The organism is Stenotrophomonas sp. P5_A9, from assembly GCF_056400525.1.
The window spans coordinates 1-22,615 of record NZ_JBFULC010000053.1; the positions used below are offsets into that span (position 1 = coordinate 1).

General features: G+C 65.4%; 22 protein-coding genes and 2 tRNA genes. 17 read left to right on the plus strand and 7 right to left on the minus strand.

Features of this window, described 5'->3' with window-relative positions:
• The 5 genes from AC1DR7_RS15670 to AC1DR7_RS15690 form a co-directional block, all read left to right on the plus strand.
• The coding region (locus AC1DR7_RS15670) for a TonB-dependent receptor domain-containing protein (RefSeq protein WP_478076551.1) at nucleotides 1-1,585 on the plus strand (1,585 nt) is incomplete at its 5' end.
• 61 nt (nucleotides 1,586-1,646) lie between these two features.
• Nucleotides 1,647-2,231: an RNA polymerase sigma factor gene (locus tag AC1DR7_RS15675; RefSeq protein WP_478051516.1), complete on the plus strand. Its 585-nt coding sequence runs from the start codon at nucleotides 1,647-1,649 to the stop codon at nucleotides 2,229-2,231.
• Nucleotides 2,215-3,216: a FecR family protein gene (locus AC1DR7_RS15680; protein WP_478052742.1), complete on the plus strand. Its 1,002-nt coding sequence runs from the start codon at nucleotides 2,215-2,217 to the stop codon at nucleotides 3,214-3,216. The genes AC1DR7_RS15675 and AC1DR7_RS15680 overlap by 17 nt, the downstream gene beginning before the upstream one ends.
• Before the next feature lie 13 nt (nucleotides 3,217-3,229).
• Nucleotides 3,230-5,050 (plus strand): amidohydrolase family protein, encoded by a 1,821-nt coding sequence (locus AC1DR7_RS15685; RefSeq protein WP_457320735.1) that lies wholly within the window; start codon nucleotides 3,230-3,232, stop codon nucleotides 5,048-5,050.
• A complete protein-coding gene (locus tag AC1DR7_RS15690; RefSeq protein ID WP_478051514.1) occupies nucleotides 5,034-6,506 on the plus strand; it encodes an amidohydrolase in 1,473 nt (490 codons plus the stop codon). Before AC1DR7_RS15685 ends, AC1DR7_RS15690 begins: the two co-directional genes overlap by 17 nt.
• Before the next feature lie 19 nt (nucleotides 6,507-6,525).
• Here AC1DR7_RS15690 and AC1DR7_RS15695 read toward each other — a convergent pair whose 3' ends face one another.
• Nucleotides 6,526-7,065: a lipocalin family protein gene (locus AC1DR7_RS15695; RefSeq protein WP_478051513.1), complete on the minus strand. Its 540-nt coding sequence runs from the start codon at nucleotides 7,063-7,065 to the stop codon at nucleotides 6,526-6,528.
• Nucleotides 7,066-7,376: 311 nt separating this feature from the next.
• On the opposite strand from AC1DR7_RS15695, the gene AC1DR7_RS15700 reads away from it, so the two are divergent.
• The 3 genes from AC1DR7_RS15700 to AC1DR7_RS15710 all read left to right on the plus strand — a co-directional run bounded on the left by AC1DR7_RS15700 (nucleotide 7,377) and on the right by AC1DR7_RS15710 (nucleotide 9,139).
• Nucleotides 7,377-7,658, plus strand: a complete 282-nt coding sequence (locus AC1DR7_RS15700) for a hypothetical protein (RefSeq protein WP_478052741.1) — start codon at nucleotides 7,377-7,379, stop codon at nucleotides 7,656-7,658.
• On the plus strand, nucleotides 7,648-7,881 hold the full coding sequence (locus tag AC1DR7_RS15705) for a hypothetical protein (RefSeq protein ID WP_478051512.1): 234 nt from the start codon (nucleotides 7,648-7,650) through the stop codon (nucleotides 7,879-7,881). Before AC1DR7_RS15700 ends, AC1DR7_RS15705 begins: the two co-directional genes overlap by 11 nt.
• Before the next feature lie 85 nt (nucleotides 7,882-7,966).
• Nucleotides 7,967-9,139, plus strand: coding sequence for an AlbA family DNA-binding domain-containing protein (locus AC1DR7_RS15710; protein WP_478051511.1), 1,173 nt, complete (start codon nucleotides 7,967-7,969; stop codon nucleotides 9,137-9,139).
• Nucleotides 9,140-9,188: 49 nt separating this feature from the next.
• Here the strand turns inward: AC1DR7_RS15710 and AC1DR7_RS15715 are convergent, their stop codons facing one another.
• On the minus strand, nucleotides 9,189-9,854 hold the full coding sequence (locus tag AC1DR7_RS15715) for an SOS response-associated peptidase (RefSeq protein WP_457320584.1): 666 nt from the start codon (nucleotides 9,852-9,854) through the stop codon (nucleotides 9,189-9,191).
• Between the two features lie 579 nt (nucleotides 9,855-10,433).
• Between AC1DR7_RS15715 and AC1DR7_RS15720 the strand changes: the two genes are divergently transcribed.
• From AC1DR7_RS15720 to AC1DR7_RS15735, 4 genes are all read left to right on the plus strand, one after another.
• Entirely contained in the window at nucleotides 10,434-10,865 is a 432-nt protein-coding gene (locus tag AC1DR7_RS15720) for a GNAT family N-acetyltransferase (RefSeq protein ID WP_457320586.1), read from the plus strand.
• A gap of 452 nt (nucleotides 10,866-11,317) precedes the next feature.
• Nucleotides 11,318-11,488, plus strand: a complete 171-nt coding sequence (locus tag AC1DR7_RS15725) for a hypothetical protein (RefSeq protein WP_457320588.1) — start codon at nucleotides 11,318-11,320, stop codon at nucleotides 11,486-11,488.
• 210 nt (nucleotides 11,489-11,698) lie between these two features.
• A complete protein-coding gene (locus AC1DR7_RS15730; RefSeq protein ID WP_457488917.1) occupies nucleotides 11,699-12,340 on the plus strand; it encodes a DUF3011 domain-containing protein in 642 nt (213 codons plus the stop codon).
• Between the two features lie 15 nt (nucleotides 12,341-12,355).
• Nucleotides 12,356-12,952: an AprI/Inh family metalloprotease inhibitor gene (locus AC1DR7_RS15735; RefSeq protein WP_457320590.1), complete on the plus strand. Its 597-nt coding sequence runs from the start codon at nucleotides 12,356-12,358 to the stop codon at nucleotides 12,950-12,952.
• A gap of 1,154 nt (nucleotides 12,953-14,106) precedes the next feature.
• Here AC1DR7_RS15735 and AC1DR7_RS15740 read toward each other — a convergent pair.
• Together AC1DR7_RS15740 and AC1DR7_RS15745 are read right to left on the minus strand one after the other, a co-directional pair.
• A tRNA-Phe gene (locus AC1DR7_RS15740) sits at nucleotides 14,107-14,182 on the minus strand.
• Between the two features lie 197 nt (nucleotides 14,183-14,379).
• The gene (locus tag AC1DR7_RS15745; RefSeq protein WP_457320749.1) at nucleotides 14,380-15,552 is read right to left on the minus strand and encodes a YbfB/YjiJ family MFS transporter; all 1,173 of its coding nucleotides are present in this window, start codon (nucleotides 15,550-15,552) and stop codon (nucleotides 14,380-14,382) included.
• 166 nt (nucleotides 15,553-15,718) lie between these two features.
• Between AC1DR7_RS15745 and AC1DR7_RS15750 the strand changes: the two genes are divergently transcribed.
• On the plus strand, nucleotides 15,719-16,441 hold the full coding sequence (locus AC1DR7_RS15750) for an AraC family transcriptional regulator (protein WP_457320751.1): 723 nt from the start codon (nucleotides 15,719-15,721) through the stop codon (nucleotides 16,439-16,441).
• A 124-nt stretch (nucleotides 16,442-16,565) separates the two neighbouring features.
• Here the strand turns inward: AC1DR7_RS15750 and AC1DR7_RS15755 are convergent, their stop codons facing one another.
• On the minus strand, nucleotides 16,566-16,904 hold the full coding sequence (locus AC1DR7_RS15755; protein ID WP_457320753.1) for a hypothetical protein: 339 nt from the start codon (nucleotides 16,902-16,904) through the stop codon (nucleotides 16,566-16,568).
• Between the two features lie 294 nt (nucleotides 16,905-17,198).
• On the opposite strand from AC1DR7_RS15755, the gene AC1DR7_RS15760 reads away from it, so the two are divergent.
• The 3 genes from AC1DR7_RS15760 to AC1DR7_RS15770 all read left to right on the plus strand — a co-directional run bounded on the left by AC1DR7_RS15760 (nucleotide 17,199) and on the right by AC1DR7_RS15770 (nucleotide 18,788).
• Nucleotides 17,199-18,221: an NADP-dependent oxidoreductase gene (locus AC1DR7_RS15760; protein WP_457320754.1), complete on the plus strand. Its 1,023-nt coding sequence runs from the start codon at nucleotides 17,199-17,201 to the stop codon at nucleotides 18,219-18,221.
• Between the two features lie 85 nt (nucleotides 18,222-18,306).
• Nucleotides 18,307-18,471 carry a hypothetical protein gene (locus AC1DR7_RS15765; protein WP_457320756.1) on the plus strand — a complete coding sequence of 55 codons (165 nt, stop codon included), beginning with the start codon at nucleotides 18,307-18,309 and terminating at the stop codon, nucleotides 18,469-18,471.
• A gap of 47 nt (nucleotides 18,472-18,518) precedes the next feature.
• A complete protein-coding gene (locus tag AC1DR7_RS15770; protein WP_478052740.1) occupies nucleotides 18,519-18,788 on the plus strand; it encodes a hypothetical protein in 270 nt (89 codons plus the stop codon).
• Between the two features lie 92 nt (nucleotides 18,789-18,880).
• On the opposite strand, the gene AC1DR7_RS15775 is transcribed toward AC1DR7_RS15770, so the two are convergent.
• On the minus strand, nucleotides 18,881-19,288 hold the full coding sequence (locus AC1DR7_RS15775) for a DUF6713 family protein (protein WP_478076552.1): 408 nt from the start codon (nucleotides 19,286-19,288) through the stop codon (nucleotides 18,881-18,883).
• 183 nt (nucleotides 19,289-19,471) lie between these two features.
• Nucleotides 19,472-19,547 (minus strand) — tRNA-Ala (locus AC1DR7_RS15780).
• 338 nt (nucleotides 19,548-19,885) lie between these two features.
• Here AC1DR7_RS15780 and AC1DR7_RS15785 point away from each other — a divergent pair.
• Nucleotides 19,886-22,435, plus strand: a complete 2,550-nt coding sequence (locus tag AC1DR7_RS15785; RefSeq protein WP_478052139.1) for a Cache 3/Cache 2 fusion domain-containing protein — start codon at nucleotides 19,886-19,888, stop codon at nucleotides 22,433-22,435.
• Nucleotides 22,436-22,615: the final 180 nt, after the last annotated feature.

The window sequence follows — 22,615 nt, forward strand, 5'->3', positions numbered from 1 at the left end:
CAGCATGACCCTGTTCCAGCAGGCGCTGGCCGATGCCACGTCGGCGGCCTACAACCCGTTCTGCGGCGGCTGCAACGACTACAGCAAGCTCGACAGCTTCTTCTACAAGGCCACGCGCAAGAGCCAGACCGAGCTGTACCTGTGGGACATCAAGGCTTCGCGTCCGGACCTGTTCCGCACCTGGGCCGGCGATGTCGGCATGGCCACCGGGCTGGAAGTGCGTCGCGAAACCCAGCGCGACGACCGCGATGCCCGCGTGGACGGCACCCTTACCTACACCGACCGCATCACCGGCATCGCCTATCCCAGCGACATGTACGGCGTCAGCCCGACCCCGGACACTGAAGGCTCGCGCACCGTCGCCGGCCTGTTCGCCGAATTCTCGGTGCCACTGGTATCGCGTGAGATGGGTATTCCGCTGGTGCGCGCGCTGGACCTGCAGGTGGCCGGTCGCGCCGAGCACTACAGCGATTTCGGCAACGTCACCAAGCCGAAACTGGCACTGGGCTGGACGGTGGTCGACGGGCTGACGGTGCGGGCATCGTGGGCCAAGGGCTTCCGCGCGCCGAACCTGGAACAGGTCAACGCCACGGTGGTCAGCCGCTCCAACACGCGCACCGATTACATCCAGTGCGAAGCCGATGTGCGCTCCGGCGCGCTGGCCTCGATCAACGCCTGTGGCACCACCTACCGTTCCTCCACCACCGCGCGGCGATCGGGCAACCCGGACCTCAAGCCGGAAACCTCGACCAACACCAGCGCCGGCATCGTGTTCCAGCCGCAGTTCATTCCGGAAGACTTCGGCCGCTTCACCTTCGCGGTGGATTACTACAAGTACGCGCAGGAAGGCATCATCGGCCTGTTCGGCGAAGGCAACGGACTGATCCTGGACTACCTGCTGCGCCAGCAGGGCGGCAGCAATGCCAACGTGGTGCGTGCCGCACCGACCGCCGATGACATCGCCCGCTTCGCCGGCACCGGTCTGGACCCGGCCGGCAAGGTGCTCTATGTCACCGACCAGTACGTCAACATGCAGCCGCAGACCGTGCGCGGGGTGGACTACAGCATGGCGTGGACGTCGCCGGAGACCCGCGTCGGCCGCTTCGACATCGGCATCAACGGCACCCGCCTGATCGAGTTCTACCGCGATCGTTCGCCGGCATTGCAGGCACTGGAAGACGCCAAGGCCACCGGCCTGGTCGATCCTTCGATCGCCATCACCGGGGGCGGCGACCTGATCGGTGACGGCGGCAACCCGCAGTGGAAATGGAGCGGCAACCTCACCTGGCGGTACCAGAACATCACCGTCGGGGCGAGCGCGCGCTATGCCAGCAGCTACCATGAAACCAGCCTGACCCTGGCCGATGGCACGCCCTGGACGGTGAAGTCGCAGACCCTGGCCAACGCCTTCGTCAAGTACGATTTCAACCGCGAGGGCGTGTTCAACGGGGTGTCGGTCAAGCTGGGCGCCAACAACATCGCCGACAAGCGGCCGCCGGTGTCCGATGACAGCTACGGGTATTCCTCGGCGGTGTACCAGGCCTACCCGCGTTACTGGTATGCGAGCGTGACCAAGGCGTTCTGATCCGCGGTTTCATCCTTACATCGCTGCCCGGCCAATGCCGGGCAGCGCAGCAGGAGTTTGAATGGGCGCAACATTGGCAGCAGAGCGGGCGTTGTGGTTGGCCGAGCATGTCCTGCCGTACGAGCGGGGCCTGCGCGACTGGCTGCGGCGGCGCATGGCGCAGGCGCAGGACGTGGACGACGTGGTGCAGGAGACCTACGCGATCCTGGCGGCGCTCGCCGACGTGTCGCACGTGCGGCAACCGCGTGCCTACGTCTACCGGGTGGCGCAATCGGTGGTGCTGCAACAGTTGCGTCGCGCCCAGGTGGTATCGATGGACATGGTGGCCGACTTTGATCGGCTGCCGATCACCGGTGAGGATGCTTCACCGGAACGGCTGGCGTCTTCGCGCCAGGAACTCAACAAGGTCACCGCGCTGATCGCGCAGCTGCCGGACAAGTGCCGCCAGGCCTTCATCCTGCGGCGCGTGGAAGGCTTCTCGCAACGCGAGATCGCCGAGCGAATGCAGATCAGTGAGAACACGGTGGAAAAGCACGTTTGCAAGGGTATTCGGTTGTTGATGGAGTCGATGAAACAGGATGTGGGTGATGCAGGGTCCACAGGGAAAACGGACAATACGGAGGCCGTCCATGCAAGGCGCCGCTGAAAACCCGATCGATGACCAGGCCGCCCGCTGGGTGGCCCGCGAAGATCGCGGTGCACTGGAGCCGGCCGAGCTGGCCGAGCGCGACCGCTGGCTGGAGGCCGACCGCCGCCACTTCGGCGCCTACGCGCGGGCACACGCGGTGTATGCGCGTACCGGACGCGCACGCGCGCTGGGCAGTGCCGACCGCGTACCGCCCGCCACCCGCGCAGCGCGGCCGCGACCGCCCCTGCAATGGGCGTTCGGGCTCGCCGCCAGCCTGTGCCTGCTGGCGCTGGGCGTGCATGAGCACAGCGATGCCGGTGATTACCACCTGACCCGCAAGGGCGAGATCCTGCGCGTGCCGCTGGCCGATGGTTCGGCGGTGACCCTGGATTCGGGCGCGGCGGTGCGTGTGCATTACACCGAGCAGCGTCGCGAAATCACCCTGCTGCGCGGTGAGGCGCTGTTCGATGTCGCCAAGAACCGCGCGCGCCCCTTCGTGGTGGTGGCGCGCGATACCGCCGTGACCGCCGTGGGCACCAGCTTCTCGGTCAGCCTCAACGAGCAGCGCACACGCGGGGTGGAGGTACTGGTGCGCGAGGGCATCGTCGATGTGGCCAATGCCAGTGGCGCGATCGCACCGACCCGGCTGCTGGCCAACCACCGCGCGCTGGCCAACCGCACCCACGGCATCCGCATCGAGAACGTCGAGCACGATGACCTGGACCACCAGCTGGCGTGGCGCGAGGGGATGCTGTCCTTCAACGGCGACACGCTGTCGGTGGCGGCGGCGCAGTTCCTGCGCTACAGCGATGTGCGCATCATGATCGACGACCCGCTGGTCGGCAGCCGCCGCATCGTCGGCCTTTACTCGGCCAACGACCCGATCGGTTTCGCGCGCAGCGTCGCGCTCAGCCTGGGGCTGGCGGTGGAGCAGGAGGGCAACGATGTCTGGCTGCGGGCACCGCACAACGCCGCCTACAGCGCGCCGCGCTCACTGCAATGAACCAGGACGCCCCATGAAACCGACCTCGATGTCCACCCTGCGCCGCGTACGTCGGCTGGCACTGTTGACCGGCCTGCTGCTGGCCAGTGGTCAGGCGATGCAGGTGGCCAGTGCCGCCGACGATGACGTGCTGATCCGCAATGCGATGGTTTTCGATGGCACCGGACGCGCGCCCTATGCAGCCAGCGTGCTGGTGCAGGGCGGTCGCATCGCCGCGATCGGGGCCGACCTGAAGGCGCCGGCGCATACCCGGCAGGTCGATGCGAAGGGCCAGGCGCTGTTGCCTGGGTTGTTCGACCTGCACACCCACTGGACCCCGAACGCGCAGCCATCGACGTTGCCGCAGATCGCCAACCGTTATCTCGCTGCCGGGGTCACCACGGTCAGCGACTTCCACCAGCCGCCTGAAGCCTACGCACCGCGCCGCGCCTGGTTGCACAGCATCGCCGCACCGGATGTGAAGTTCGCCGCGCGAATGAGCACGCCCCTCGGCCATGGCGCGGATTGGGGCGATGAGAACACCACGCGTTGGGTCAACTCGCCGGCATCGGCCACGGCGGCGGTCAAGCAGGTGGCCGCCTACAAGCCGGACTTCATCAAGGCCTTCACCGACGGCTGGCGGTATTCCAATGCCGCCGACAACAGCAGCATGGATGAGGACACCCTCGCCGCACTCGTGGAAGAGGCGCACCGCCAGCAGCTGCGCGTGTTCACCCACACGGTGATGGTCAAGCGCGGCAAGACCGCCGCGCGGGCCGGCGTGGACGCGTTGGCGCACAGCGTGCAGGACGGCCCGGCCGATGCCGAGCTGATCGCATTGATGAAGGCGCACGGCACGCGCTATTCGCCCTCGTTGGCGGTGTACCTGCCCGAGCGCGTGGATGGTAGCGGCAAGGACCGTGCGGGCACCGAGGCCTACCGCCAGCGCGAGGCGAACTTTGCCAATGCGCTGCGCAACGTCAAGACACTGCACGATGCCGGCATTCCGATCGTGCTGGGTACCGATGCCGGGATGACCGGCACGCCGCACGGCGCCTCCACCCTGCGCGAGCTGGAACTGTTCGTGCAGGCCGGGCTGACCCCCGGCGAAGCCCTGGTTGCCGGTACCAGTGCCAGCGCCGAAGCGCTGGCGCTGGACGATCGCGGCCGCATCGAAGTGGGCAAACGCGCGGATCTGCTGCTGGTCAAGGGGCGGCCGTGGGAGCGCATCAGCGATGTGCGCAACACCGAGCAGGTGTATGTGGCCGGTCGACAGGTGGTGGGCAAGGGGGTGAAGCTGCCTGCCGGCAACCGCGCCGAATCGCTGCCGCCGCTGCGCATCGCGGCGCTGGTCGATGACGTCGAGCGCGCCGATCAACGCACCGCGCTGGATACGCTGCGCAACGACGATGCCGACGGCGGCAACGACCGCACCGTGCAGGTCACCACGGTGATCGACCGCGAGCAGGGCGGCAAGGCGTTGTCGATGCAGGCCAAGCTGTCCAGCAAGGATGATGCGTATGCGGCGGTGATCCTGCCGCTGAGCCGTGGCTCGGTGGCGCCGGTGGACCTGCGCGGCTGGCGGGGCGTGCGCGTGGATGTACGCGGCGATGCGACGCTGACGCTGGAGGCGCGTGGACTGGGCGGCCGTCGCTGGATCGCGCCGGTCGCTGCCAGCGGTGGCTGGCAGACGCTGGAAATTCCGTTCACTGCGCTGCAGGGCCAGCCGCCGTATCGCGCGAAGGGGCCGCTGCCGACGTGGCGCGGTAACGACGTGCAACAGCTGGTGTTCTCCGGCACCGGCTCGGCCGGCGCGAAGATCTGGTTCGAGATCGACAATGTCCGCTTCTACTGATCCTCTGCGCCTGCGCGCGCGCTTCGTGCTGGCGCTGATGGCCACGGCGCTGGCCATGCCTGCAGTCGCTGCAGACGCACCGGACCGCGTGCTGGCAGCCGTGGATGCCTACGCGGGCCGGCAGGCCGAGGTGGGCCGCGCACTGTGGGCGACGCCGGAGCTGGGCTACCAGGAAACGCAGTCCTCCGCGCTGCTGCAGCAGGAGCTGCGCAAGGCCGGCTTCCGCATCGAAGCGGGCGTCGCCGGCATGCCGACCGCATTCGTCGCCCGTTACGGGCATCGTGGCAAGGGCCAGGTGATCGCGCTGCTGGCCGAGATGGATGCGCTGCCGGGCATGGCCCAGGCAGCCGTGCCGACACGCAGCCCGATCGATGGACAGGACGCCGGGCAGGCGTGCGGCCACAACCTGTTCGGTGCGGCCGTGGTCGGTGCCGCGCAGGCCGTGGCGCAGTGGCTGAAGGCCAGCGGCAGCGACGGCGAGATCCGCGTGTACGGCACCCCCGCCGAGGAGGGCGGAAGTGGCAAGGTCTACCTGACCCGTGCGGGTCTGTTTGACGACGTCGACGTGGCCCTGCACTGGCACCCGGCCTCGGCCAACTCTGCCGCCCAAGGCACCAGCCTGGCCAACATCAGCGGTAAATTCCGCTTCAAGGGCATCGCAGCGCATGCCGCGCTCGCGCCGGATCGCGGACGTTCGGCGCTCGATGGGGTGGAGGCGCTCAACCACATGGCCAACATGATGCGCGAGCACGTGCCCGACGGCACGCGCATCCATTACGTGATCAGCAATGGCGGTGCGGCCCCCAACGTGGTGCCCGACGCGGCCGAAGCCTATTACTACGTGCGCCACGTCGATCCGGCCGTGGTGCGCGATGTGATCGCGCGCCTGCACCTGGCCGCGCGCGGCGCGGCGATGGGCACCGGCACCGAGGCGACATTCGAGCCTACCGGTGGGGTGTACTCGCTGCTGCCCAACGATGTGTTGGGCCAGGTCATGCAGCGTTCGCTGCAGCAGGTGGGTGGCGTGATCTACGACGCTGCCGATACCGCGTTCGCGCAGCAACTGCAGCAAAGCCTGCAGCAGCGCCCTGCGCTGGAAAGCGCCGCATCCCTGGAGCCCTACAGCGCCGAGCAGGCCGGTGGGGCGTCCACCGATGTCGGCGATGTCAGCTGGAATGTGCCGACGGTTGGTCTGAGTACCGCCACCTGGGTCCCGGGTACACCGGCACACAGCTGGCAGGCGGTGGCCGCCTCGGGGGCGCCGATCGGTGCGAAGGGCGCGCTCAATGCCGCGCGCGTGCTCGCGCTGACCGCGGTGACGCTGCTGCAGTCACCGCAGACGGTGGCGCAGGCCAGGCAGGAATTCGAACGCCGACGTGGCGCCGGTTTCCGCTATGTGCCGTTGCTGGAGCGCACCGCGCCGCCGCTGGATTACCGCAGCAAGGCCAAGGAGTAGGGCAAAGCGGTGGTGCCGCTCAATCCAGCGGCGCCATCACCCGCAGCGGCGCCAGGTCGTAGCCCACCGCTTCGGCCTGCGCTTTGATCTGCGCGAACAGGGCGCGGTCCATGCTCGGCGAGCGCGACAGGATCCACAGGTACTTGCGGTCCGGGTCGCCGACCAATGCCCACTGGTACTCCGGGTCCAGCGCGATCACCCAGTAGTCGGCCCACACCAGCGGTGCCCATGCCAGCCAGTCCGGCACGAAGCGCACCTGCAACTGCCCCGGATGGCCTTCGACCGGTCGCGCCACGCCGTCGGCGGCGATGCGCGTGCCATCGTCGATGCGGCAGACGTTGTGCACGCTGATGCGGCCATCGCCGCGCAGACTGTAGGTGGCGGTGATGTCCCCCACACACTTCTTCTGGAACGACACCGGCAGGTGCGCGATCTCGTGCCACTGGCCGGCGTAGCGGCCCATGTCCAGCGTGGGCACCGACGTCACCGGCGGCGTCGCCCATGCGGCGGCCGTAGCAAGCAGCAGAGGCAGGACGAGACACGGGCTACGCAGACGCATCGACGGCACTCCAGGCGGATCGAAGGAGCTTAGGGGCGGCAGCGGGGCAGGGTGTGAAGTTTTTGTCATTCGCCCCGCGTGACGGGAAGACTGTGTCGATGCCGCCGCATGAGGGTAGAGCCGATCCATGATCGGCTGCTGGAATGCGTTGCGGTGGACGTGCGCAGTGTGCGTGGCGAGCGGTTTAGGATTCACTCGATGCACTGCCACGCACGAATGCCACCGGTGAGCTGGCAGGCAAGGGTATCACCTGCAAGGTGCGCCGCGCCGGCGAGGCCGGCCAGCTGTTCGCCCAGCAGGTAAGCAGCCCTTTGACCAACACCAGCGCGGTCGCCGCCGAGCGTGGGCGCAACATCTTGGCCGATCGCGGCGAGCAGGCTGCAATCGACCTGGTGATGCCCCTGTTCGCCGGGCCGCTGCGCCCCGGTGAGGTTGGCCGGATCCTGCCGCTGGACCTCATCGAGGTCGTGGGCGAGGAGGGCACTTGGCATGGCGTCTGCACCTCGGTGCGGACCGAGGCGCGGATCGGTGACAACGCAGCCGTGGTCGAGCAGACCATTACCCTGGAGAGGCACTACAGCGATGCGGACTGAACTGTGGGACGAATTCGCCGGGCTGGTCAGCGCCAGCCCGCGGCTGCTGGCGACGGTCACCGCCTATAACGCCGACGGCACCAGCAGTCTGACGACCTACGATGGCGCGCAGATGCGAGCTATTGGGGTGTTGGGTGGCGCTATCCCATACAACGTGTGGGCGAGAGGGGGGCGCGTCGTTGAGGTTGCTCCAAATCTTCCTTTGAGCGAGGTTGCTGTATAGCTCCAGTTCTATCCGAATCGCAGTTTTTATTGTCAGGGCGTTAATCCAAGACTAGTATCCCGCTGTGGCCGGCGGAGGGTTGAAGATGGATGAGAATTGGGTCAAGGGACTGTTGGCTGACAGAGAGCCGGAGAGTCAGATCTTAGATTTTAAGGCGAAGCCTCCGTCCAAAGACGACAACGGAATTCGATCGCTTCTCATGGACGTGGCTGGTTTCGCGAATGCTCGCGGAGGTCGAATCGTCTACGGCATTAAAGAAGATGGACAGGGTCGCGCGGACAAGCTTGTTGATGTCGTTGAAGGCGCTGACAGCCTTTCACTTTGGATGCAGACGCAGCTGCTTGGAAAGGTGTTTCCTAGGGTCAACGGTCTGGTGGTGCAACCGGTTCACACTAGCCAGGGAACAGTGATTGTCGTCGACGTGCCATCTCAGTACGGAGGCCCCTATCAAGCTTCATTGGCAGAGTGGCAGAGATTCACGATTAGGGCGGGAACAAGGAATGTTGATATGAGCTATCAGCAATTGTTCGACTCGTTCGCACTCAGGTCTTCCGTCGAAACGAGGGTGGATTTGTGGATGAAGGAGCGGACGAAGCACTTGGCTAAAACATCCGGTGGTGCCATTGCGACAATTCACGTTATTCCCCGGTCTTCTTTCCAAGGTTCTGGTAGGCCTGACCTGTCAGTCCTAAGGAATCACATCGTTCGCATTTCAGGATCGATTCTTAATAATAGATTCAACTACAGTGGCATGGTGGCCAGTCGGTCTGGGATGGGCTCGGTTGCTGCTCGGCCATATATTCAGTTCTTTAGAAATGGGACTGTCGAGGTTTCTTGGGAGGCTTGGTCGCAGAAAGACTATGTCTCACTTATGAGTATGGACACGACGATCAAACTGTTCGACATTCTGCCTCAGGTTGCCATTGCTCTTGGCGTCGCTGGCGTTGAAGGTCCAGGTTTTGTCGTGCTGAGCTATGTGAATACTGCAGCAAAAACACTCTATTACGAACACTCCGAAGGATATTTTACGGACACTCAGCCAATTGATGAGAACATGCTCGTTATGGGTCCCTTGCCGTATGAAGCCCTTGGCACTTCAGTCGATGGGTTGGGCCCTTTAGTTTCGGATCTTATGACGGACCTATTTAGGGCATTTGGCGAAGACGGTTGTCCGTATCTGAATTCGGAGGGGGTGATTACTCACCGAAGGATCGGGCAAATTGTTACGGAGTATCGACGTGCGTGGGAGGTCCACTGACGCATCTCATGCTGGGCGCCCTTTACACACCGGGACGCATCGCAGGAGATCAATCCATCGCCTGCAGCAGTTGATTGCTGTTGTTTCGAGGAGTGTTTACCGCTCGGCTGACACGGTATGCCTCCATAGCAGGCGACTCGCTGGCCAGCAGCATCGCCATGGCGTCATCGGGTGATGCGGTGATCCACTCGCTGGCTTGGCTGGGATCCAACCACACCGGCATGCGGTCATGGATATCTGCAGACACGCCGCTGCTGTCGCCGGTGATCACGGTGAAGGTGCCGAGGTTGTCGGGGTTGAGCAGGGGGCTGCTGTCCTCCCACAGGCCGGCGGCCCACAGCGGCGTCGCCGCGTGGATGAACCACGGACCCTTCTTCCCGTCCTCGGCGTTGACCGACCACTCGTAGTACCCGGCCATGGGGATCAGGCACCGATGCCTCTTGAAGGCCGAGCGAAACGCTGGCTTGGTGGCCACTGTCTCGATGCGGGCATTGATGGTCGAGCCCTGCAGCTTCTTGGCCTTGGCCCAGAAGGGAAGTAGGACCCAAGCCAGGAGCTGCAGCTGCAGTCCATCGCCGCGGTCCAGTACCACCGCCGCGCGCTGTGTCGGCGCCAAGTTGTAGCTGGCGGGCATCGACAGTAGATCGCCCGCCAGCTGGGGGAAGCCCAGGCTGGCGGCATCTCGGATCGGGGTCTGGACGAATCGGCCGCACATAAGCAGAGCCTCTAGGCCTTGTCCGCTGGCAGTTCGGGCCGTGCGGCCGCGGCGGTGCTATCGGTGCTGGCCTCACCGTAGTTGCCTACTGGGAACCGTGCCACGAAGTCAGCAAATCTGGCCCCAGAAATAGCCTGCCGGCTGTCGCCTTTCGGGCAGATGAGTGCAGCTCCGCCACCAGAGATGTTGATAAGCGCTGGGGCTTCGGTGGCCCAAAACACGTGGTGACATGCGAGACACTCAGCGCGGACAGATTCGATAGCCGAGCAGCTCGTTTGGGTCGCCTGACTGGGATTGCCGACCACCTCGTATAGGTAGAACAGGCCGGTGTTTGGCATCGGTGAGCCTTGAATAGAGGGGGCGAACGATTCGCCGCTAGCCAAGGCACGAGCGTACGGCGGGGAATGCTATGAGGGCGCATTTACGACGGAAGATCTTCGCGCCGTCCTGATCGGGATAGGAAGCGCTGCAAGAAGCTGGTTTGTATACGACTTGCGGCGTGGCGTGGCGGCCGGCGCTAAGGAATAGCTTGGATTTGCTAGGATTCAGTGCCCCAACACTGCTAGAGCCAAACAAAGAATGCAGCTCGATATCTCCATCACGGACTCGCCTAGCGCAGAGTCGCTGGATCTGATTGCCAGCGGGTTGGACCGTTTCAATTTAGATGCCGCCGGTTACGCCGACCGGCGCGAGCTGGCGGTTCTGGCCACCGATCCGGAAACTGGCAAAGTGCTAGGTGGTTTGACTGGCCGGACATCATTGGGGATGTTGTTCGTTGACCTGTTCTACCTCCCCGCGGAACTGCGTGGCCATGACCTTGGCTCGCGCATTCTCGCTGCTGCGGAGGACGAAGCCAGGCGGCGGGGGTGCTGTTCCGGCCTTTTGTACACGATCAGCTTCCAAGCGCCGGATTTCTACGTGAAGCAGGGTTGGCGGGTGTTCGGCGAGATACCGTGCCAACCTGCTGGGACGCGTCGAGTGTTTCTCAGCAAGGACTTGCTGGCGGCCTAGGGCCGGAGGCCCCGTCGAGGTTGCGCTTCCATGCACACACTCGGCGCGCGCCCCCCAACCTCCGGCGCCGGGTCAGCGCGCCCCCGGATCCCGGGCCATTGTCCGCTCAGCCCAGGGAGCCTGGGCCAGCAGCGCGCTGAGACCTTCGCAGGGCGATTACAGCCAGTCGCGGAATCTGAGATCCCGGCCCGTATCCTGCGCGCCATGCTCCCTCCCTGCGACTACACCGAATTCATGATCGCGCCACGGCCACAAGGCTGGGTGCAGCACGGTGCCCACCGGAGCCTGTGGTGGGGGAGCCGTCAGATCGCCAGCGTGCAGCCATGCTCCGATGGCATCCGCGTGACCTTGGCCTGCAGGAAACTCTGGCAGGACAAGCAGGTCCGGGCGGCCAGCATCGACCAGGGCAAGCGGTACGCCGAGCGGTGGTGCGCGGCCCGGATTTTGGCGGGGTGCCGCTGCGACAGGCCGTGCAGCAGCTGACGGCCAAGCCGGAAGAAAGCGCGCAGCCGAAGCGCTCGGCCGCTCAGTTGCAGCAGGAACGACGGCTGCGTGAAGCGCTGAAGCTGGGCTCATGGCCGGCCGCGCCAGAGCTCAAGGCCTATGGCGCACCGCCTCGGTGATCTGCTCCTGATGATCCCTAGGCCCTGATGGACTGATGGAGGGCCGCTTGATACATCGGCTATGGCACGTCGCCCGCAAGCGGGGTGGGGGCAGGCGGCGTTGGGTGAAGGGGTCGTGAGAGGGGCGACGAAAAGGAACAGGCAAGATAGGCCCGTTTAGGGCATGTTGCGGTTTCAGAAGGTTTCGTTAGCTATCGGGGAGTGATCGCAATGAAAGGTTCGGATCGTGGTTGTCTTGCTTGGGTAGCGGGGCTGGCGCTGACAGTGTGGGGCGTCCCTACGGCTCTAGCGCAGAACGGGGCCACAACAGTGGAGTGCCACTCTGTTGGCTACCAGTACAGCGAATGCCGTGCACCGTTGCGCGCGCCGCAGCTGATCCATCAGATCTCAGGCAGCTCCTGTATCTTGAATCGAACCTGGGGTTTCAACCCGAGGACCCACCGCATCTGGGTGGACGAAGGTTGCTCCGGAGTGTTCGCCGACGTGGGTGGCTACCACCACGGCCGCGACGGCACCTATGACAAGGGAAGCCGCCGTTACGACGACCGCGGCAGGGATGCCGGGCTCCTGACTTTGGGTTCGGTGCTAGGAGCAGTGCTTGCGTCGTCGGCCCAGAGCGAGCATCACTCCAACTACCGATCAGACACACACAGCTACGCGCACGGTGGGTACGACGGCTGTCACGGTGAGGGATGTCTGGTGGCCCCCCTCAAGGACCGCGGCGCGGATGGCATCGACACCCGGGCTTCGTTCGACAAACAGGGCAACCCGAACTTTGACACCCAAGGCAACTGGATCGGGTGCCACGGAACCGGCTGCGATGTAGATCCTCCATCCGATCAATCCAACTGAACCGGAGTCCTCGACATGCGCAGCGCTCTTCTTTTCGTCTTTGCCCTTGTCCTGGCTTTCCCCGCGTTGGCTCAGGTCGACAACACGGGGTCCATCAACCAAAGCACGCAGAGCGAGTCCACAAGCTCCACGATCACTACCAGCTCGGGGATGGATTCGGGCGCTCAGACCGACATCTCTGATGAAAGTTCGCCGGAGATGAAGGCCTGGATCAAAAGCAACGAGACCAAGTCGTCTGACAACAAGGGCTTCGGGGTGGGCTTCGGCCCGGACAACGATGACAACGCCGACGATCAGCCGCGCTGGTCCAAGCATCGACCCTCTCGCCCCAAGCCCGAACAGATGGACGGCACGTACCGCATCAATGCGGCCAACGGGCCCTTCCTCTGCACGGTGCGCCTGACCGCCAGTCCTTACTTCGGCGGCTATTTCGCCAGCACCTCTACGGGTTGTCCTGACCTCTGGAAGGTCAGCCGCTGGGATATGCAAGGCCCGACGATTGTCCTTACCAACTCCTCTGGAGATATCTACGCTGCCCTGTGGCCAAGGGATCGCGACGTCTGGGTCGGGAGTGTTTCGGCGACAGGCGACCGAATTTCGCTGAGCCGTTGATAGAGCGTCGGCCGGTGGCTAAAGATGGGCTTTGCCATCGGTCCATGAAGGAAGACGGTGTTGCTGGCCGCCTGGCGCGCCGAGGCAGTGAGCTTGCTAGGCTACTGAAGTCCGTGGTGTTGGCTGCCTGAAGCGGCGCCGGTGGCACAGCTTCGGCACACCGGGCGCCGTTTGCCTTGCCGCATATGAGATGCCCCTCCCTGTGACTGACCCCAAACTGACCCCACGCGTCCGCTAAGTGACTGATTTCACAAGATCGCAATTGATCGCGGGGGATCGGCTTAGTCGTTGTTTTTGTTGATCTTCCGCGACCTTGACATGGTAAGGCTCACCTTGGATGACGCGACAGGCGCGCTCCTATCGCCATGCTGATACCCCTAGGATCTAAACCGACCATATGTACGTCTATCCCCGGGGCGGAAAGCTCTAACACTGCGTCCCGGAACTCGGCCGATATGCGACTGCCAAGAAGGATTCTCCGGAGCTGCCCTGGCAGTTCGATGTACTCACGGTCCGAAATGAACCTCCACTCTGACTCGTATCGCCAGTGTGTTGACTTACAGGTCAGGGCATCAATTGTGTTTGGAAGACCTAGCAGGCCGAAGTTGAGCTTCGGAAGGGCGTCAACGTAGGCTACCTGGTGCAGCTCGGGCTCGGCCGGATCGATTTCAAATTCGAAGGCCAAGCCTTGAGAGCTATCAGCGTAATGTGCCCACATCCGGACGTCTTGCCACTCCGCCGAAAGGCTGCAGACCCTCGACGGACCGTCTAGCGGACTCTTTGCCAATTCAAAGTAAGCGACTCTGCTGACCTGGTGTCCGAAGCCGTGACTGAAGAGTGATCCGAAGCCACGGCTAGGGTCGCCGATCAGAGCGCGGTACTGGCCTTCGAAGGGGTCGTTAAGATCGGAGTATCTGGCGCAATACAGACGCTGATGGATCGCGATGTCCAGCGCGTAACGAGCGTTTTGCGCTGACTTAAATTTATAGAGCAGCATCGGTCATACAACCTACGCATACGAGGTATGGCGATTGTATGCGTGTCGGGCGCGCTCGCCGCTATGAGAGGGGAGCCGGCGCGTAGGGGCAATCCGTACAAATTCCGTGCAAGCGGAAAAAGAAAAAGGGCCCGCATTGCTGCGAGCCCTTGAATTATGGTGGCCGAGGACGGAATCGAACCGCCGACACGGGGATTTTCAATCCCCTGCTCTACCAACTGAGCTACTCGGCCACTTCATCGCTGCGTTGCCGCTGGCGAGGACGCGAATAATACGGAGGTATGCAGCGTTCGGCAAGCGTTTCGCGAAAAAAATTTCACATTTGTTGCCAGGCCTCGCGCCGACAGCGGCAAGTGCTTGATCCAACGTGGCTGCGCACCACCGTTGCGCGCATGAACATCGGTTCAGCACGTGCCCGGGCGCGCGCGACTCACTGCGTGTCGTCCGGCATGCACCACAGCAGCACGATGCCGATCACCATGATCACCGCCGCCAGCAGCAGCGATGCCTGGTAGGAGCCGCTGTCGCGCGCCAGGGTGCCGGCGAGCGCAGGTGCCACGATCTGCGCCACGCCGTAACTCAGGGTCAGGGTGGCCATCGCCTTGGCCGGGTTGTGCGGGTAGTGCCGACCGACCACGGTAAGGGTCAGGCTCACGATTCCGGCGAAGGTCAGTCCGAACAGCAGCGCACTGCCCAGCCCGGCAGCCAGTCCATCGTCCAGCAGGGGCAGCATGAACGAAACCGCCTGCAGGGCGAAGGCCAGCATCAGGGCGCGGATCATGCCGAGCCGTGCCGCCAGCCAGTCCCAGCCGAAGGTGGAGGGGACCGCCGCCAGTCCCACCAGCACCCACACCGCGCTGCCATGCCCGTGGAAGGCGGCGGTCTGCTCGAGGATGGCCACGATGAAGGTGGCGCTGACCACGAACCCGAAACCGGCGCAGAAGTACGCGGCRACCAGCAGGCGTCGCCAGCGCGGTCCGGGGGGCGGCGGCGCGTCGGCGACGGAGCGCGCGGACGCGGCGACCGGCGCGGGCATCCAGTACCAGGCGGGTACCAGGAACAGCAGCCCCAGCAGGCCCAGCCAACGCCATTGCCCGCTGGAATCGGCATGGCCGGCCATCATCGCCGTGGCCAGGCCCGACACCGCGATGCCCAGCCCCAGCCCGGCGAAATGCAGGCCCAGCCGGGGCCGCCGCTGGTGGGCCAGCAGCCAGTTGAGCACCAGCCCGGAGGCGAGCAGCAGCCCGGCGGTGCTGGACAGCCCGGCGAGGAAGCGCAGCACGCTCCACAGCCAGAGGTGGGGGGTGACGCCCATCAGCGCGGTGGCCGCGACGGCCAGCAGCAGTCCGGCCCGGTACATGTGGAATTTCTGCCGCATGTCGCCCACCCGCGCCACCAGCAGCGTGCCCAGCAGATAGCCCAGGTAGTTGAAGGTGGCCAGCCAGCCGCCCTGGGCGGCGCTAAGCCCGGCATCGACGCGCATCAGCGGCAGCAGGGGCGTGTAGGCGAACCGGGCCAGTCCCACGGTGAGGACCAAGGCGCAGATACCGGCGGCGATGACCTGCCAGGGATGCCGTTCGGTGGGGATGGGCGGGGCAGTCATTGGATACCGGGGCGGGCAGGGGTCCGCTGATCCTCGGCGATCCGGGTGTCACTGTCTTTCGATAGAATGACCGCCTATGTCGACCAGACGACAATCCCGCCCCTCTGCGGCGCCTCCCGGCGGTCGTGAACTCACGGTGCCACCGCTGCGCGCACTGCCTTGGCCGGTGGTCACGCACAGTCGGCAGATGGCGGCCGGCGAGCATTTTCCGCCGCATGTGCACGCCTGGCACCAGCTGGCCTTCGCTACCGAAGGCGTGCTGCAGGTGACGGCGGCGAACGCGCGGTATGTGATCACGCCGCAGCAGGCCCTGTGGGTGCCGGGCGGAACCCTGCATCACACCCGCGCGTTGAGCGCTGCGGCGTTCCGCAATCTGTACGTTGGCATCGACGTCGCCGCGGACATGCCTGCGGAATGCACGGTGCTTGAAGTATCGGCGCTGCTGCGCGCCCTGATCATCGAACTCGACGGCATCCGGGCCGAGGATGATTCCGGCTACTACGCCAGCCTGTGCGCGGTGATCGCCACCCAGTTGCGTCGGCAGACGCGACACGCGCGGCACCTGCCATGGCCGCAGGACGAGCGCTTGCAGCACTGGTGCCAGGCGCTGTACGACCATCCAGACGATGATCGGGACATGGCGGCGTGGGCGGCGCACCTGGGTCCGTCCACGCGCACGCTGGCGCGCCACTTCGAGCGCGAGACCGGCATGACAGTGCGCGCATGGCGCACGCGCCTGCGGTTGCTGCGCGCGATCGAGTGGCTGGCGCAAGGGCGCTCGCCGACACGGATCGCGCACGACCTGGGGTATGCGTCCGCGTCCGCCTTCAATTACATGTTCCGGGTCGAAATGGGCGTCAGCCCGTTACAGTGGCGACGATCCAGGTGACCCTCGCGGCGTGTCGCCGAGTTGCCTTGACCCTGATGACGTCCGGCCATGCCCGCACGCGCTGCCGCGCACCGGTGGCGATGGGTGATGCCGTTCGCTTGAACGGGGACGTTTGGCCGGTGGACTAGTCCGCGACCGGGCAGGCCAGGCTGAGCAGCCGATCACCGTCGAAACGCGCCTGGATCCTGCCGTCGCCCACCTTGTCGGCAGGCCAGTCCGCCACGGCCGCAGCACCCGGCAGTGGATTGCCAAGATGGAAATACACCTTGCCGCGCGTGTCGCCCGGCTGCAGGTGCGGGCAGCCTTGAATTGGCGATGCCGGCTGCCCGCAGTCGCCCTGCAGCAGGCACAGACGCGTGTAGCACTGGCCGGCGCCTGACCAGTGCCCCTGCGCGGCGAGGCAGCCGGGCTCTGTCGCCAGTACTGCCCAACACGCCAGGCCGAAGAGGGGGGTGGCCGACATCAGCACCGGGAGCAAGTAGCGACGAACGCGCTGACGGACGTGGAGGAGGGGCGATGTCATCCTGCGATGATGCGCCACGGCGCAGGTCCGGGCCAACCCGATGTGATCCGATGTGATCCGGTGCCGCCGATGGAATGCTGTGGCATCACCGGGTACATCGATCACCGTCGCGCAAGGCGCGCGGGACGTCGTGCCCGCGCTCACCGGTGGAACGCTGTCTTACCCCGACGCCGCCGTGCCGCCACAGCGCTTACTGTCAGGGCTCCTGATCACGCTGTCTGGAGTCGTCCGCCGATGAATGCTCTCACCAACACCCGCATCGTTCTCGCTTCGCGCCCGCAGGGCGAACCGGTGGCGGCCAATTTCCGCTGGGAGCAGGCGGCCGTTCCAGCGTTGGCCCCGGGACAGGTCCTGCTGCGCAACCGCTACCTGTCACTGGACCCGTACATGCGCGGCCGCATGGAGGAAGGCCCGTCGTACGCACCGCCTGTGGCGCTGGATGCGGTGATGGAGGGGCGCACGGTGTCGGAGGTGATCGCCTCCAACCACCCGGAGGTCGCCGTCGGCGAGCACGTGGTCGCTGGCGGCAACTGGCAGACCCATGCGGTGGTGGAGGGCGAGAGCATCGCCCGGCGGCTGCACGAGACGGGCCTGCCGATCAGCACCGCGCTCGGTGTCTACGGCATGCCGGGTTTCACCGCGTATGCCGGCCTGCAGGAAATCGGTCGGCTGCAACCGGGCGAAACCCTGGTGGTGGCCGCGGCCAGCGGGCCGGTCGGGGCGACGGTCGGGCAGATTGCAAAACTGCGCGGCGCGCGCACGGTGGGCATCGCCGGTGGCGAGCAGAAGCGACAGTATCTGGAAACGCTGGGTTTCGATGTGGCGCTGGACCATCGCGCCGAGAACTTCGCCGCGCAGCTGCAGGCCGCGGTGCCCGACGGCATCGATGTGTACTTCGAGAACGTGGGAGGGCATGTCTTCGACGCGGTCGCGCCACTGCTCAACGACTTCGCGCGTATTCCGGTGTGCGGCACCATTGCCACCTACAACGCGCGCGGCGCGGTGTTGCCGGGGCCGGATCGGCTGCCGGGCTTCATGAGTCAGGTGCTGCGCCAGCGGCTGACCGTGCGTGGCTTCATCCAGTCCGACTTCAACGCGCTGTTCCCGCAGTTCCTGGTCGACATGAGCCAGTGGCTGCAGGATGGCCAGGTGCAGTACCGCGAAGACGTCGTCGAAGGGTTGGCCAACGCGCCGGATGCGTTCTTCGGGCTGCTCAAGGGACGCAACTTCGGCAAGCTGGTGGTGAAGCTGGATTGAGTGCGCACGCAGCGCCAACGCGGTCCTGACCCGTAGCTCACGATCGCCACGTTAGCGTGGCGGCATCCCCCGATGAGTACCGATCATGACCAGCGACGAGAAGCAGAAGACCCAGCAGGAAGGCGTCAAGGAAAGCCAGCAGGACCGCAAGCAGGATGAAGCGGCCAAGCAGCGACCCGGCCAGACCGACCAGGCGATTCATGATGCGGAAACGCGGCGGCCGGTGCGCAAGGACAACAACCCGGACTGAGGATGCCGTAGCCGTCGACCGCCGTGACGTCGGCGGTCGAACCGAACATGGACGATCTGATGAAATGCCCGATGTGCTTCGGTGGAGTTCCGCGAGGTGCTGTGGTGTGTCGCGGTTGCGCCGCCCGGATCGAGTACGGGATTCCACCGTGGGCGCTGGTGGTGCTTTTCCTGCTGTCGCTGGCGTTCGGCGTCTGGGTGGGAGCCGTTCTCGCAGGATGGCTGGGGTGGTTCAGCTTCTTCCTCCTGCTTTCCGTTGGCGGCGCATGCCTCAACGGCCTGTTTCGCAATCGGGTCGTGTTCCGGCTCAATCACTGACGCCTGATCGGCTCGCCAACCGGGGCACCGCGTTGCGCAGACGAGCGCAGTTGCGCCGTGTGTTCGCCGTGCGGTTTAGCTGCAGGTCTCCGCTACGTGTTGATTGGCGACCTGGAGGAGCGGTGCTGCCGGGAGTGCACAAGAACGCCGGTGCCGGCGACGAGGCAGACCAGAAGAACAAGTACAGAGAGCGGCAGATGGAACTCATCGCGCCCAATTGCTGCGAACCCCGCGTGGATCGCAGCGGTGGCAACCCCTGTTCCGCCGCACACGGCGGCGTAGATGCGGGCACTGGGACGGACCAGCAGGACCTGGCGGTAGCCATGCAGCAGAAAACCAACGGCGAGCAGGTTGAACACCAGAAACCCCTGGATTCCGCCGGGTACGTGAAACATATCCCATTCCTGCCAGAAGGCGGCGTCTATCTGGTGGAGGATCAGGGCCAACAGTGTTGTCAGATACCACCGCTCCATGACGCTCCCCCGATATGAGCCGACCATTCTAGCGGCTGGATGGGCAAGGTCCGTGGGTTGCCTTGGGCTCGGCTTGCGGTACAGGCCAGGAGCCGAGCATTCTCACCAGCCGCAATGTACCGGGTCGTACCCGCCGGCCTAATGAAAAAGGCCGGAAGCCCTGTTTTTGCAGGTATTCCGGCCTTTCCTGTGCCCGGTCGGGCGAATATTTGGTGGAGCCAAGGAGGATCGAACTCCTGACCTCGTCGATGCGAACGACGCGCTCTCCCAGCTGAGCTATGGCCCCACGGATGTCACACAAACCCCGCAGGCCTTGCCTCGCGTTGGACCTAGTCTAGCGCCGTGAATGGGGCGCTGCCAAGGGGTGCACGGTGTACCTGCGCATACGCACGATATTGCCGGCCTTCAGTGCGACCGCGCTGCTCCGTCCTCGGCCGTCGGCCGTCTTTCTGAACGCCGATCGGGTTTTGTGAAGACCATTTGCGCCGTTATCCATTTAAAAACAACGACTTGAGAAATCGATCTAGTAGGAAAGGACTAGGTGCTCCTGCATAAAGAGGACCAGAAAGGGTGCCGATAAGAAGTGTGACGAACATCCCACACTTTTTCCTTCGAGTACCAACGATGACGACCCGTGCCGCCACCGTTTTCTCATCCTCCCTCGGCGCCCGCCTGGCGCTGCTGATGGGCCTGATCACTGCCGTCGCCTTTGTCTTGTTGGCGGTGCTGATCTACCGCCAGTCGGCAGCCAGTTACCAGCAGCGTGTGCAGGCCGGCCTGCAATCGTCCACCGCGCTCATGCGCGATTCGGTCGCGCTCTATGACCGCAGCCTCAGCGACAGCACCGAGCGCATGGCCGGCACGTTCCGCGCGCTGCTGCCCGACGGCGAGCGCATCCTGGATGCGGCCACGCCGGTTACCGTCGGCGCACGCCAGGTGCCGACGCTGCGCCTGGGCGGCCAGGTGATCAACCTGCAGGAGGCGGCCGTGGACCGCTTCGCCGCGGCGACCGGCGGGGTGGCCACGATCTTCGTGCGCCAAGGGGAGGACTTCGTGCGCGTCTCCACCTCGCTGCGCAACGCCGAGGGCGCCCGCGCGCTCGGCACCGTGCTGGACCATGCACATCCGGCGTACCGAAACCTGCTGGAAGGCGGTCGCTACACCGGCCCGGCGCGGCTGTTCGGGGTGGACTACATGACCCACTACCTGCCGATCACCGACGCGACCGCCAAGGTGATCGGCATCGTGTTTGTCGGGCAGAACTACTCCGATGGCCTGGCCGCGCTGAAGGAACGCCTGCGCACGTCGCAGCTGGGCAAGCAGGGGCATTTCCTGGCGCTGGATACGCGTCCAGGTGAGCAGTTCGGCACGCTGATCGCTGCGCCGGCCGATGAGGGCAAGACGCTGGCCAGTCAGGTGGACGCCGCCGATCGGCCGGCGCTGGAGGCACTGCTGGCCGGCAAAAGCGAGCAGGCGATCGTGCACCTGCGCCGCAGCGGCGACGCGGCATCCCAGGCCTATTTCGTTTCGGCCCAGGCCTACGCGCCCTGGAAATGGGCGGTGCTCGGCCTGGAGCCGGTCTCGGTGCTGCAGAGCGTTCTGCATTCGCTGATGCTGCATATCGTCGTGGTGGCCGGCTTGGGCCTGCTGGCGGTGATCGTGGCGCTGCTGGTGGTGGTCAGGCGCATGGTCAGCGTGCCCTTGGCGCAGGCCGGGCAGGTGGCCCGCGACGTGGCTGCCGGACGGCTGGACCGGCAGATCGTGGTCCAACGGCAGGATGAAGTGGGGCAGTTGATGGGCGCGCTGCAGCAGATGCAGGGCAAGCTGCGCGAGATCATCCACGCGCAGAACGAGATGAGTCGCCGGCATACCGATGGCGCGATCAGCCATCGCATCGATGCCAGCCGGTTCGAGGGGGAATTCGGCACGATGGTGACCGGCACCAACGACCTGGTGGACGCGCACATCCAGACCAAGATGCGCATGGTCGAACTGGTGCGGGCCTACGCCGATGGCGACCTGTCCGCATCGATGGAAGACCTGCCGGGCGAGAAGGCGCTCATCACCGAGGCGGTCAACGGTGTGCGTGGCCGCCTGCTGGCGATCAATGGCGAGATCAAGCGGCTGGTCGCGGCCGCCGCCGCCGGTGACTTCAGCGAGCGCGGCGATGCCGATGCCTTCGAATACGACTTCCGCGACATGGTCGAAGGCCTCAATACCCTGATGGTAACCGCCGACCGCAACCTGACCGCGCTGTCCGGGCTGCTGCGCGCGCTGGCGGCGGGTGACCTGCGCGGGCGCATCGAGGGCCAGTTCCAGGGCGTGTTCGCCACCATGCGCGATGATGCCAATGCCAGCGTGGCGCAGTTGACCGCGATCGTCGGCGACATCCAGCAGGCGGCGGTGGCGGTCTCCAGCGCATCGGCGGAGATCGCGGCGGGCAACGAGGATCTGTCGCGTCGTACCGAACAGCAGGCCGCCAGCCTGGAAGAATCGGCCGCCTCGCTGGAAGAACTGACCGCAGCAGTGAAGCAGAACGCCGACCATGCCCGGCGTGCCGACCGGCTTGCCGCCGACGCCGCCGAGGTGGCGGCGCAGGGCGGGGCGGCGGTGGCGCAGGTGGTGCAGACCATGGCCGGCATCGAGGCGTCCTCGCACCGCATCGCCGATATCACCACCGTCATCGACGGCATCGCGTTCCAGACCAACATCCTGGCGCTCAATGCGGCGGTGGAAGCGGCCCGCGCAGGCGAGGAAGGGCGTGGCTTTGCCGTGGTCGCCTCGGAGGTGCGGGCGCTGGCACAGCGCTCGGCGCAGGCGGCCCGCGAGATCAAGACGCTGATCGATGCCTCCAGCAGCCAGGTGGCGCAGGGCAGCCAGCTGGCCGACCAGGCCGGGCAGACCCTGGCCCGGGTGGTGAGCTCGGTGGGCGAACTGGGGGGCTTGATCGAAGAGATCGCCAGCGCCAGCCAGGAGCAGGCGGCCGGCATCGAGCAGGTCAACCAGAGCATCGTGCAGATGGACGGGGTGACCCAGCAGAATGCCGCACTGGTGGAAGAGGCGTCGGCGTCGGCCCGCGCACTGAACGCGCAATCGGCCGATCTGCAGCACACGGTGGGCCGTTTCCGACTGGCCGAAATGCGCGTGGCCAGGCGCGCGGCCGTGGCGGCCTGAGCCCCTGCAGCGCGCGCGTGGCCGGCCCCACGCGCGCCGCCAGCCAGATCCGGCACAGCGTCAAGCCTTCCGGCCGCCGCACCGAGCGGGCATAATCCGCGCCAGAATCCCGGCGGCTCAGCCAGCAGACCAGGGGAGGGGATGGACGGCCGTCCCCCGCATCGCCCTGCAACCAGCCTG

Coding starts and splice junctions, on each gene's coding strand:
- AC1DR7_RS15675 (WP_478051516.1), top strand. CDS start 1,647: ATGGGCGCAACATTGGCAGCAGAGCGGGCGTTGTGGTTGGCCGAGCAT.
- AC1DR7_RS15680 (WP_478052742.1), top strand. CDS start 2,215: ATGCAAGGCGCCGCTGAAAACCCGATCGATGACCAGGCCGCCCGCTGG.
- AC1DR7_RS15685 (WP_457320735.1), top strand. CDS start 3,230: ATGAAACCGACCTCGATGTCCACCCTGCGCCGCGTACGTCGGCTGGCA.
- AC1DR7_RS15690 (WP_478051514.1), top strand. CDS start 5,034: ATGTCCGCTTCTACTGATCCTCTGCGCCTGCGCGCGCGCTTCGTGCTG.
- AC1DR7_RS15695 (WP_478051513.1), bottom strand. CDS start 7,065: ATGCGTCTGCGTAGCCCGTGTCTCGTCCTGCCTCTGCTGCTTGCTACG.
- AC1DR7_RS15705 (WP_478051512.1), top strand. CDS start 7,648: ATGCGGACTGAACTGTGGGACGAATTCGCCGGGCTGGTCAGCGCCAGC.
- AC1DR7_RS15710 (WP_478051511.1), top strand. CDS start 7,967: ATGGATGAGAATTGGGTCAAGGGACTGTTGGCTGACAGAGAGCCGGAG.
- AC1DR7_RS15715 (WP_457320584.1), bottom strand. CDS start 9,854: ATGTGCGGCCGATTCGTCCAGACCCCGATCCGAGATGCCGCCAGCCTG.
- AC1DR7_RS15720 (WP_457320586.1), top strand. CDS start 10,434: ATGCAGCTCGATATCTCCATCACGGACTCGCCTAGCGCAGAGTCGCTG.
- AC1DR7_RS15730 (WP_457488917.1), top strand. CDS start 11,699: ATGAAAGGTTCGGATCGTGGTTGTCTTGCTTGGGTAGCGGGGCTGGCG.
- AC1DR7_RS15735 (WP_457320590.1), top strand. CDS start 12,356: ATGCGCAGCGCTCTTCTTTTCGTCTTTGCCCTTGTCCTGGCTTTCCCC.
- AC1DR7_RS15755 (WP_457320753.1), bottom strand. CDS start 16,904: ATGTCGGCCACCCCCCTCTTCGGCCTGGCGTGTTGGGCAGTACTGGCG.
- AC1DR7_RS15760 (WP_457320754.1), top strand. CDS start 17,199: ATGAATGCTCTCACCAACACCCGCATCGTTCTCGCTTCGCGCCCGCAG.
- AC1DR7_RS15765 (WP_457320756.1), top strand. CDS start 18,307: ATGACCAGCGACGAGAAGCAGAAGACCCAGCAGGAAGGCGTCAAGGAA.
- AC1DR7_RS15770 (WP_478052740.1), top strand. CDS start 18,519: ATGGACGATCTGATGAAATGCCCGATGTGCTTCGGTGGAGTTCCGCGA.
- AC1DR7_RS15775 (WP_478076552.1), bottom strand. CDS start 19,288: ATGGTCGGCTCATATCGGGGGAGCGTCATGGAGCGGTGGTATCTGACA.
- AC1DR7_RS15785 (WP_478052139.1), top strand. CDS start 19,886: ATGACGACCCGTGCCGCCACCGTTTTCTCATCCTCCCTCGGCGCCCGC.